Annotated in this window: 9 protein-coding genes; 1 reads left to right on the top strand and 8 read right to left on the bottom strand. The window is 73.3% G+C overall.

Features of this window, described 5'->3' with window-relative positions; all coding sequences use genetic code 11:
* Positions 1-536: 536 nt before the first annotated feature.
* Positions 537-1,547, bottom strand: coding sequence for a stage II sporulation protein M (locus ACYVO2_RS34120; protein WP_461011982.1), 1,011 nt, complete (start codon positions 1,545-1,547; stop codon positions 537-539).
* 102 nt (positions 1,548-1,649) lie between these two features.
* Between ACYVO2_RS34120 and ACYVO2_RS34115 the strand changes: the two genes are divergently transcribed.
* On the top strand, positions 1,650-2,627 hold the full coding sequence (locus ACYVO2_RS34115) for an RDD family protein (protein WP_461011981.1): 978 nt from the start codon (positions 1,650-1,652) through the stop codon (positions 2,625-2,627).
* A gap of 55 nt (positions 2,628-2,682) precedes the next feature.
* Here the strand turns inward: ACYVO2_RS34115 and ACYVO2_RS34110 are convergent, their stop codons facing one another.
* From ACYVO2_RS34110 to ACYVO2_RS34080, 7 genes are all read right to left on the bottom strand, one after another.
* Positions 2,683-3,297, bottom strand: coding sequence for a hypothetical protein (locus ACYVO2_RS34110; protein WP_461011980.1), 615 nt, complete (start codon positions 3,295-3,297; stop codon positions 2,683-2,685).
* Between the two features lie 110 nt (positions 3,298-3,407).
* A complete protein-coding gene (ahcY, locus tag ACYVO2_RS34105; RefSeq protein ID WP_461011979.1) occupies positions 3,408-4,871 on the bottom strand; it encodes an adenosylhomocysteinase in 1,464 nt (487 codons plus the stop codon).
* A 584-nt stretch (positions 4,872-5,455) separates the two neighbouring features.
* Positions 5,456-6,427, bottom strand: coding sequence for a cation diffusion facilitator family transporter (locus tag ACYVO2_RS34100; protein ID WP_461011978.1), 972 nt, complete (start codon positions 6,425-6,427; stop codon positions 5,456-5,458).
* 106 nt (positions 6,428-6,533) lie between these two features.
* The gene (gene manA, locus ACYVO2_RS34095) at positions 6,534-7,727 is read right to left on the bottom strand and encodes a mannose-6-phosphate isomerase, class I (RefSeq protein ID WP_461011977.1); all 1,194 of its coding nucleotides are present in this window, start codon (positions 7,725-7,727) and stop codon (positions 6,534-6,536) included.
* Between the two features lie 52 nt (positions 7,728-7,779).
* Positions 7,780-9,018, bottom strand: coding sequence for an SIS domain-containing protein (locus ACYVO2_RS34090; RefSeq protein WP_461011976.1), 1,239 nt, complete (start codon positions 9,016-9,018; stop codon positions 7,780-7,782).
* 100 nt (positions 9,019-9,118) lie between these two features.
* Positions 9,119-9,313, bottom strand: a complete 195-nt coding sequence (locus tag ACYVO2_RS34085) for a Trm112 family protein (RefSeq protein ID WP_461011975.1) — start codon at positions 9,311-9,313, stop codon at positions 9,119-9,121.
* A gap of 264 nt (positions 9,314-9,577) precedes the next feature.
* Positions 9,578-10,936, bottom strand: a complete 1,359-nt coding sequence (locus ACYVO2_RS34080) for a phosphomannomutase/phosphoglucomutase (protein WP_461011974.1) — start codon at positions 10,934-10,936, stop codon at positions 9,578-9,580.
* Positions 10,937-11,063 lie beyond the last annotated feature (127 nt).

Here is an 11,063-nt window from a genome sequence, read left to right as displayed (position 1 = left end):
GTCACCGGGAAAACGGCGACCCCCGCCAGCGTCCTGCTGTGATTTTCAAAGGAACCCAACCGACAGGAACCACAGGCTCCTGTCGAGGGGGTATCAACTTCTGGCGTTGATTTTTGGCACGCTGTTGAGTTCTCAAGGAACGGACGCTTCCTTTGAGACCCTTTCACCGGTCTCTCCGGGCGCTTCCCTTCGCTTTCTCCACTTTATCAGATTCTCTTCGGCCTTTTCAAATCGGCTTCCGAGTTTCCGATGAAGTCTTTCGGAGTTTTTCCCCTTCGACTTCGCATCGAAGCTTATCAGCTTTTCGATGTTCCGTTTCCGGGGGCGGCTTCCGTGGAGCGCCCTTCGGGGCCCTCACTGCGGAAGCGGAGTCGAGTCTAGCGACTGCCACCGGGCTTGTCCACCTCGTGGCAACCTCTAAAACCTACCTCCCACCCCTCCCTGTGTCAACAGGTGGGGTGGCGCGAAGAGGAGGTTAGCAGCTCAGACGGGTGCTTCGCACATCCGCCGCACGGGCCCCGCCGGACACGGGCGTCTCAGGCCGCGGTGGGCAGGTGGTCCCCCTGGTCCGCGCGTTCCACGTCGCCCGTCTCGCCGGCCAGCGCGGCACGGCGGCCGATGACGAAGACGTAGAGCAGGAACAGGGTCTCGGCGACCACGCCGATGCCGATCCGCGCCCAGGTGGGCAGCGGGGACGGGGTCACGAACGCCTCGATCACCCCGGACACCAGGAGCACGACGGCCAGGCCGATCGCCATGCCCAGGGCTGCTCTGCCCTCCTCGGCGAGGGCGGCGCGGCGGGTTCTGGGGCCCGGGTCGATGACCGTCCAGCCGAGCCGCAGGCCCGTTCCTGCGGCGACGAAGACCGCGGTCAGCTCGAGCAGGCCGTGCGGCAGGATCAGGCCGAGGAAGGTGTCCGTGCGGCCCACGGAGCCCATCAGGCCCAGGCCCATGCCGACGTTGACCACGTTCTGGAAGAGCACCCAGATGACGGGGATGCCGAGGAAGACGCCGAGCACGAGGCAGAGGGCGGCCGCCCTGGCGTTGTTCGTCCACACCTGGGCGGCGAACGAACCGGCCGGGTTGCTGGAGTAGTAGTTCTCGTACTCGCCGCCGGGGCGGGTCATCTCCCGCAGCACCTCGGGGGCGGCGATGGCGGCCTGGACGTCGGGGTTGGCGGCGATCCACCAGCCGATCAGCGCGATCGCCGCCGTGCAGATCAGTGAGGTGGACACCCACCAACGACGGGAGCGGTAGACCGCGGCGGGGAACCCGGCGGCGAAGAAGCGGGCCGCGTCGCGCCAGCCGGGGGTGCGGGCGCCGGTCACCGCGCTGCGGGCCCGCGCCACCAGGGTGGTGAGCCGGGCGACCAGGGCGGGGTCCGGGGCACTCGACTGGACCAGCGACAGATGGGTCGCCGTGCGCTGGTAGAGGGTGACGAGCTCGTCCGCCTCGTCGCCGTTCAGGTGCCGGCCCCGGCGTCGCAGCAGCTCGTCCAGGCGGTCCCACTCCGCGCGGTGCGCGGCCACGAAGACGTCGAGGTCCATGGCCACAGCTTCGCAGACTCCGGATGCGCGCAGGTCAGGGGTGGGCGTCATGCTTGACGGGTGAAGGCCCGGGGTGAGGGCCCGGATCGACGAGGGGCGAGCATGACTGAGCTGGTCACGGGCGAGGCGGTCGTCCTCGGGCTGCAACCCGCGAGGCTGCCGAGCCGGATCGTGGCGGTGGCCATCGACCTGGTGGTGTGGTGGGGGGTGTTCGTGGCGGCGTCGTTCGCGATGGTGAGCGCGACGTCGTCGCTGGACGCGGCGGCCGAGGCCGCGGTGGCCGTCTCGACGCTGCTGCTGTGCGTGGTGGGGCTGCCGGTGGCGGTCGAGACGCTGTCGCGCGGACGTTCCCTCGGGAAGCTGGCCTTCGGTCTGCGGGTGGTGCGGGACGACGGCGGGCCCGTCCGGTTCCGGCACGCGCTGGTGCGCGGGGCGGTGGGGGCGATCGAGATCCAGCTCTCCATGGGGGTGATCGCCTGCATAGCGTCGCTGGTGTCGGCGAGGGGGCGCCGAATAGGCGACGTCTTCGCGGGGACGCTGGTCGTGCGGGAGCGGGTGCCGGCGCAGGAGCTCAGGCAGCCGCCGCCGCCTCCGTGGCTGGCCGGGCAGTTGGGCGACGTGGACCTGTCGGGGCTGCCCGACGGGCTGTGGCTCGCGATACGCCAGTACCTGGGGCGCATGGAGCAGCTCGACCCGCGGGTCGGCTGGGATCTGGCGTGGAAGCTGGCGGGGGACGTGGCGGCGCGGACGGGGAAGCCGGTGCCGCAGGGGGTGCACCCGGCGGCGTACCTGTCCGCGGTGGTGGCCGAGCGGCAGGCGCGCGACGCCCGGCGGGTGTTCGTCCAGGGGTACGGGAGCGGGAGCGGCGCGCCGGTGGACGGCGGGGGCGCGGGGAGCGTCGCCGGGGGCGCTGGTGCTGGGCGGGCGGCGCCCTCCGGGTGGGTGGCGCCGGGGGACGTTCCGGTGCCCGCGCCTGGTGCGGGGGATGCGGAGGGGCCGGCCGATCGTGGCGGGAGCGGCTTCGGAGCGGGGCGTGAGGAGCGCGGCGGGGGCGGGACGGGGTTCGTGCCGCCCGCTTGACGGTGGCCGCGGCGGCCGGGGCGCGCCCGAGGGGTGGTGCCGGTCGGCGCGGTGGTCAGTCGAACGTCGACGGCGGGCTGTCCAGGGACTCCAGCTCGATGCCGGGCGCGGCCAGGACGACGTCACCGGAGAGGTGGAGCAGGTGCTGGTCGCCGGTCTCCAGGTCGGTGATCCGGAAGTTGTCCACAGGCAGTGGTCCGCTGTCCGTCGGATGTGTTTCCCTACCGAGCAGGGCCCAGGACTGGTCGAGGGTGCGGGGCGCGAGCACCGGCGCGGTGAAGGCGACGAGACGGACACGGGTGGGGGAAGCGCCGGGGGCCAGTCGCAGCAGCCGGGCGGTGGCGACGAGCAGGCCGGGAGAGGTTCCGGCGAAGGTGTGGGCGCGCGCGTTGCCCTCTTGGGCGTCCAGGCCCGCCGGGTCGGAGCGCACCCAGGTCAGGCCGTCGAGGCAGGCGCCGCGGACCTGCCATCCGGCGGCGTGCAGTTCGAGGCGGAGAGGGCGGCCGAGGGCGTCGATGGTGAGGTCGACGGAGCCGGTCTCCTCGCCGGAGGGAGTGGTGGTGCGGGCGGTGTAGCGCCAGCCGGAGGGGCCGGGGGCGCACTGGAAGTGCTCTTCACCGAGGGGGGTGTTGTCGTATGGGTCGTACAGGGAGTAGCGGCCGCGGGGCATGGGGTGACTCCACGGGGAGCGTGGGCGGAAACGGGTGTGGGCCCCCGTCCGCCCGGACGGGGGCCCACGTCGTCATCGGCGGCGGATCGCCGCTTCCGAGCGGGGGTGGATCAGTAACGGTAGTGGTCGGGCTTGTAGGGGCCCTCCACGGGGACGCCGATGTAGGAGGCCTGCTCCGGGCGCAGAGTGGTGAGCTTGACGCCGAGGGCGTCGAGGTGGAGGCGGGCGACCTTCTCGTCCAGGTGCTTGGGGAGCACGTAGACGCCGGTGGGGTACTGCTCGCTCTTGGTGTAGAGCTCGATCTGGGCGATCGTCTGGTTGGCGAAGGAGTTCGACATCACGAACGAGGGGTGGCCGGTGGCGTTCCCCAGGTTCAGCAGCCGGCCCTCGGAGAGCACGATGATGTTCTTGCCGTCGGGGAAGGTCCAGGTGTGGACCTGGGGCTTGACCTCCTCCTTGACGACGCCGGGGAGCTTCGCGAGGCCGGCCATGTCGATCTCGTTGTCGAAGTGGCCGATGTTGCCGACGATCGCCTGGTGCTTCATCCGGGCCATGTGCTCGGCCAGGATGATGTCCTTGTTGCCGGTGGTGGTGATGAAGATGTCCGCGGTCTCCACCACGTCCTCCAGGACGGTCACCTGGTAGCCGTCCATGGCGGCCTGGAGCGCGCAGATCGGGTCGATCTCGGTGACGATCACGCGGGCGCCCTGGCCGCGCAGCGACTCGGCGCAGCCCTTGCCGACGTCGCCGTAGCCGCAGACCACGGCCACCTTTCCGCCGATGAGGACGTCGGTGGCGCGGTTGATCCCGTCGACCAGCGAGTGGCGGCAGCCGTACTTGTTGTCGAACTTCGACTTGGTCACCGAGTCGTTGACGTTGATCGCCGGGAAGAGCAGCGTGCCGGCCTTCTGCATCTCGTACAGACGGTGCACGCCGGTGGTGGTCTCCTCGGTGACGCCGCGGATCTGCGACGCCAACTGCGTCCACTTCCGGGGGTTCTCCGCCAGCGTGCGGGTGAGCAGCTCCAGGACGATGCGGTACTCGTCGTTGTCGGCCGTGGCCGGGTCGGGCACGGCTCCGGCCTTCTCGAACTCCACGCCCTTGTGGACCAGCAGCGTGGCGTCACCGCCGTCGTCGAGAATCATCGTCGGGCCGCCGGTGTCGGTGCCGGGCCAGGTCAGGGCCTGCTCGGTGCACCACCAGTACTCCTCCAGCGTCTCGCCCTTCCAGGCGAACACCGGGATGCCCTGCGGGTTCTCGGGCGTGCCGTTCGGGCCGACGGCGACCGCGGCGGCGGCGTGGTCCTGGGTGGAGAAGATGTTGCACGAGGCCCACCGGACCTCGGCGCCCAGGGCGACCAGGGTCTCGATCAGCACCGCGGTCTGGATGGTCATGTGCAGCGAGCCGGTGATCCGCGCCCCGGCCAGGGGCTGCGACTCCGCGTACTCCCGGCGGATCGCCATCAGACCCGGCATCTCGTGCTCGGCCAGCTCGATCTCCTTGCGGCCGAACGCCGCGAGGGACAGATCCTTGACCTTGAAGTCGCCGGACACGGACGTAACGGACGACGTCATCTGTGGGTCTCCTCAGATGTGGGTGAGGTGGGCGTCGTTCTGTCAGCCGCGGCGGGGCGGTCGGACCCGACGGCGAGCGGCTAGGTGCGCGCACGCCGACCGGGGCCGGTGATCACCGACCCTGTTACCGCAGCGCAGTCCGTCGGAGGCCCTCTCTCCCTCGGTCGGCCCTCGGGCCGCCCGACCGCCATCAGCAGCGACGTCTGGCTCTTGCGAATCTACACCGTTCGGCCCAGCCGCCGAAGGAGGTCGGGCGAGAACCTGCCACCGCGGGGGCCGGTGCGGGGTGGGTTCCAGTGGGGCCCGAGGAGGGCGCGACGGGGGTGCGAGCGGGCGTTGCGCGGCAGGTGGGCGGGGGTCCGGGAGCGATCGCGGGGCGAGGGGCTGGGGAGGGTTCGGGGCGCGGCGCGGGGCTTTGGTGGGGTTCGGTCGGTTGTGCGAGATCACACGGGGAGTCGGTCGTGGGAGTGGTGACGGTGGTGCGGACCGTGCAAGCCGCGGTGCCGGGGGTGGTGCGGAGGGTGCTCGCGCGCCGGCCCCGGCGCCGGGGCGGGGGCGGGGGCGGGCCGGTGGGTGGGCCCGGGTCAGTGGGTGGGGCCGGGCCCGCCGGGGGTGGCCGCGGAGCGGGGGCCCGCCGCGGCGGTGGACTCGTTGTAGATGTCGGGCTCCAGGTAGATGACGCGGGCGATGGGCACCGCGGTGCGGACGCGCTGCTCGGCCTCGTCGATGGCCCGGGCGACGCCCGCGGCGCTCTCGTCGTGGCGGACGGCGATCTTCGCGGCGACGAGGAGCTCCTCGGGGCCGAGGTGGAGGGTCCGCATGTGGATGACGCCGGTGACCGTGTCGCCGTCCGCAAGGGCCGCACGGATGCGGTGGGCGGCCTCGGCGTCCGCGGCCTCGCCGAGCAGCAGGGACTTGGTCTCGGTGGCGAGGACGAGCGCGATGACGACCAGCAGCACGCCGATGCACATCGTGCCGATGCCGTCCCACACGCCGTCCCCGGTGATCAGGGCGATGCTGACGCCGGCCAGGGCCAGGATGAGGCCGACGAGCGCGCCGAGGTCCTCGAGCAGCACGACCGGCAGCTCGGGCGCCTTGGCGCGGCGGACGAACTGCGTCCAGCTCAGCCGGCCCCGCACCGTGTTGGACTCCCTGATGGCGGTGCGGAAGGAGAAGGACTCGGCGATGATCGCGAAGACGAGCACCCCCACCGGCCAGTACCAGTGCTCGATCTCGTGGGGGTGCTGGATCTTCTCGTAGCCCTCGTACAGCGCGAAGACGCCGCCGATGGTGAACAGCACGATGGAGACCAGGAAGCTGTAGATGTAGCGCTCCCGGCCGTAGCCGAAGGGGTGCTCTGCGGTGGCCACGCGCTTGGCCCGCTTGCCGCCGACGAGCAGCAGTCCCTGGTTGCCGGAGTCGGCCAGGGAGTGCACGCTCTCGGCGAGCATGGACGAGGAGCCGCTGAACGCGAAAGCCACGAACTTCGCCACCGCGATCGCGAGGTTCGCGACGAGTGCCGCCACGACCGCCTTGGTACCGCCTCCAGCGCTCATGCGTGCGAGCCACCCCTTCGTCTCGGGTCCGCCGCCGGGTGTCCGGTGTGCCGCCGGGGATCTCCTCGGCCGCGTTCCGGCGGGGGTGAGCGGGTCGGCGCCCGGCTCACACGGACACGGTTGCCCGGAAAACCGTGGTCCGACCCGTCAGTGTCACCTCGGATCCGGCCGGCAGGTACGCCGACTCTCCGCGCCGCAGGAGAAGGTCCTCCCCCCGGGCGTCGCGCAGGCCCGCCTCGCCCTCCACGCACAGCAGGATCTGCGGGGTGCGCCCGTCGAGCCGGCGGGGGGTGTCCGCCACCACGTAGCGGGAGAGGCGGAAGTCGTCCACCGGCGCGGGGTAGACCTCCTCCCCCTCGCCGTCCGGTGCCGGCCGGAGCACTCCGGGGTCCGAGCCGCGGAAGTCCACGACGCGCAGCAGTTCCGGTACGTCCACGTGCTTGGGGGTGAGGCCGCAGCGCAGCACGTTGTCGGAGGTGGCCATGATCTCGACGCCGAGCCCGGACAGGTAGGCGTGCGGGACGCCAGCGCCGAGGTAGAGGGCCTCGCCCGGCTGGAGGGTGACGTGGTTCAGCAGCATCGCGGCGAGCACCCCGGGGTCGCCCGGGTAGCTCTCGGCGAGGGACGCGTAGGCGGTGCAGGCGGACGCGAACCCGCCGCCGGCCGCCCCGAGCCGCTCGGCGGCCTCGGCGGCCTGCGCCACGGTCTCGGCGACGAGGGCGCGGTCGGCGGTGAGCACGGCGGTGAACACCTCGCGCAGCGCCTGGTCCTCGGGCTTGCCGCGCAGGGTGTCGGCGTACGGCTTGAGCGCGTCCACGCCGAGGCTCTCGAAGAGGTCGGCGGTCTCGGCGGGGGGCCGGAAGCCGCACAGGCCCTGGAAGGGCACCAGGGCGCAGATCATCTCCGGCTTGTGGTTGGTGTCCTTGTAGTTGCGGTGGGGCGCGCCGATGGCGATGCCGCGCTCCTCCTCCGCCTCGTAGCCCTCGCGGGCCTGGGCGAGGTTCGGGTGGACCTGGAGCGAGAGGGGGGCCGCGGCGGAGAGCACCTTCAGCAGGAAGGGCAGCCGGGCGCCGAAGCGGGCCACGGCGGCCGCGCCGAGCTCGGCGCGGGGGTCCGCCTGGATGAGTTCGTCCAGGGGCACGGGTCCCGCGCCCCGGTCCACCAGGGAGGGAGCGGAGGGGTGGGCGCCCATCCACAGCTCGGCCTGCGGCTCACCGGTGGGGGGCACGCCGAGGAGTTCCGGTATGGCGGTGGTGGAGCCCCACGCGTAGGGACGGATGGTGTTCGAAAGGCGGTCCATGGTTGTCCACGTTCCTTGCTCGGGCTGACGGTCCGGTGAACTCGCGCCGAACTCACGGCCGGTCGGCGAGCGCGAGATACGCGGAGGCGAAGTCGGTGAGCGCCAGCAGTCGCGCCATCGCCTCCAGGGGGCTGTCCGCGCCGGCGGTCACCTCGCTGACCGGGGTGCCGTGGGTGCGGGCCAGCAGATGGGCGGGCGAGGCCTCGCTCGCCGCGGCGGCGGGCGCCCGGTCGCGCAGCAGCACCACGCGCAGCCGCAGGCCCCCGGCGTCCTCCAGGCGGTCGCGGAAGAAGTCGTCCTCGACGGCGTCGGCCAGGGGCCCGGCCAGCAGCCCCTCGTGGGTGGTGAGGGCCTCGGGCAGGGTCGCGGACAGGGCGGGCAGGCCGGCGCGGTGGGCGAGGCAGGCGGCGAACCTGCGGGCGGCCGCCTCGGCGGCGGTGCCCTCGCTCCACAGCAGCGGCAGGGTGCCGGCGAGTTCGACGGCGAGGGTCTTGGCGCGGTTCTGGTAGGTGGGGGTGGCCGGGCCGCAGGCCGCGGCAATCTCGTCCAGCAGGTCGGCGGCGCCCTGCACGGCGGAAGGAGGCAGGTGGGCGACGCCGAGGCGGTCGGTGAGGGCCAGCAGCGGGACCAGCAGCGCCCACAGCGCGCCGGTGTCCTCCGGGTGGGGGCGGCCGGGGGCGGTGCGTCGGGCGGGATCGCCGGGCAGGGGCCGGGCGGTCGGCGCGTCGGCGACGGCGGGCGCGGTGACGGAGGGGGCGTTCTGCGCGGGGTCGGTGAGGGGGGATGCCTGTGGGGAGAAGCCGGTGGAGGGCGGGGCGAACGGCAGGGCCATGCCGCGGGCCTGCTGGGCGGCCGAGGCCAGCGCGGATCCGGCCGGGGCCACCACGACGACGGTGCAGCCGTGCCCGTACGCCTGCTCCACCAGGGAGACCAGGCCCTGCTCCTCGCCGTCGGGCGTGGCCAGCAGGAGCAGGTCCAGGGGGCCGGTCCAGCCCGGTAGGACCCAGCGCGGGTGGGTGCCGGTGCCGGAGACGGGGCGCAGCGGCAGGACGGGGCAGACGTTGCCGGCGACCGTGGCGAGCAGCTCCCCGGCGTCGGCGGCGGGACCGCGGCCGGCGACGAGGACGGTGCGGGGGCGCCCGTCCGGGCGCAGGGCGGCCAGGCCGGCCTCGTCGGCGAGCCTGGCGGCGGTGCGCACCCTGGCGCCGGCCGAGGCCAGGCCGCGCAGCAGTCCGTATTCGTCCGCGCCGGTGAGTTCGCCGGGATCGTCGAGCAGCGCCTCGTCGAGCATGGGGAATGGGCTCCTTACGATCCGGGCCGTCGGGGATGCGCGGGGCGGCCGCTTGCTTCGGGGGCGGCCGCCCGGTGGAGCGGGCCGAGCGGGCGGTGGCTCACGCGGGGCGGCGGGCCTCGTCGATCAGCAGGACGGGGATGTCGTCGCGCACCGGGTAGGCCAGGCCGCAGCCGGCGGCGGTGCACACGAGTTCCCGCTCGGGGGCGCCGTCCTCGTCGGCGGCGGACTCCCGCAGCGGGGCGTGGCACTGCGGGCAGGCGGCGAGCTCCAGGAAGGACGGGTCCAGCTTCACGGTGGCGTCTTCTCTTCTTCCGGTGTGGTGGTGTCTGACGTCTGCCCCGGACCGGGGCGGACCGCGCACGGATTCTCGCGGGTGTCCCCGGGGGCGCGCGGTGGGCTCCCGGTCGTGCCGCGCGCCCGCGGGGCGCGGTTCCCGGCCGGGGGCGCCGCCGCCCCGGGGTCCAGGGGGCGCCGCGCGGACGGGCCGGGTCGCGGCCCGGCCCCCGGACGCAGCGTACCTCCGCCGGTGATCGGTCCGCCCGCGGATGTCCCCGGGTCAGGCCCGGACGATGGCCAGGACCTCGTCGCGCACGGCGGCCGCCGTCCCGGCGTCGCGCGCCTCGACGTTCAGGCGCAGCAGCGGCTCGGTGTTGGAGGGACGCAGGTTGAACCACCAGCCGTCGCCGGTGACGGTGAGCCCGTCGAGCTCGTCGAGCTCCACGCCCTCGCGGCCCTCGTAGGCGGCCCTGACGGCGGCGGCGCGGCCCGCCTGGTCGGTGACGGTGCTGTTGATCTCGCCGGAGGAGGCGTAGCGGTCGTAGGCGGCCACCAGGCCGGACAGCGGGCCCTGCTGCTCGCCGAGCGCGGCCAGGACGTGCAGGGCGGCGAGCATGCCGGTGTCCGCGCGCCAGAAGTCGCGGAAGTAGTAGTGGGCGGAGTGCTCGCCGCCGAAGACCGCGCCGGTGCGGGCCATCTCGGCCTTGATGAAGGAGTGGCCGACGCGGGTGCGCACCGGCGTGCCGCCGTTCTCGCGCACCACCTCGGGCACGGACCAGGAGGTGATGCAGTTGTGGATGACCGTGGCGCCGGGGTGCTTGGCCAGTTCCCGGGCGGCGACCAGGGCGGTGATCGCGGACGGGGAGACGGGCTCGCCGCGCTCGTCCACGACGAAGCAGCGGTCGGCGTCGCCGTCGAAGGCGAGGCCGAGGTCGGCGCCGACCTCGCGGACCTTCTGCTGGAGGTCCACGATGTTCTTCGGGTCCAGGGGGTTGGCCTCGTGGTTGGGGAAGGTGCCGTCCAGCTCGAAGTACAGGGGGACGAGCTCGATCGGCAGGCCGTCCAGGACGGTGGGCACGGTGTGGCCGCCCATGCCGTTGCCCGCGTCCACGACGACCTTCAGGGGGCGGGAGCCGCTGAGGTCCACCAGGGAGCGCAGATGGTCGGCGTAGCCGCGCAGGGTGTCGCGCTCGCCGACGGTGCCGGGCTTGTCGGCGGGGGCGGGGGCGCCCTGCTCGGACCAGGTCTCGACCAGCTCGCGGATCTCGGCCAGGCCGGTGTCCTGGCCGACGGGGGCGGCTCCGGCGCGGCAGAGCTTGATGCCGTTGTACTGGGCGGGGTTGTGGCTGGCGGTGAACATCGCGCCGGGCAGGTCGAGGCTGCCGCTGGCGTAGTAGAGCTGGTCGGTGGAGCACAGGCCGATGAGGGTGACGTCGGCCCCCCGGGAGGCGGCGCCGCGGGCGAAGGCGCGGGACAGGCCCGGGGAGGAGGGGCGCATGTCGTGGCCGACCACCACGGCGTCGGCCCGGACGACCTCCACGAAGGCCGCTCCGAACAGCTCCGCCAGGGGCTCGTCCCACTGGTCCGGCACCACGCCCCGGATGTCGTACGCCTTGACGATGTGTGTCAGGTCGGCCACCGCAGCTCAGCTCCCTGTCCGGTATCCGGTTGTCGCGTTCTGGCGTTCGCCGCGGACAAACCTACCCGGAGGAGGTGTGAGGCAAGTGAGGGAGTTCGGACGGATGGCGGTGCGGGGCCCGCGCGGG

It is taken from the genome of Streptomyces capparidis, assembly GCF_054782095.1.
Note: the sequence above shows the minus strand (reverse complement) of the source record. Positions and strands in the feature narration are given on the sequence as shown.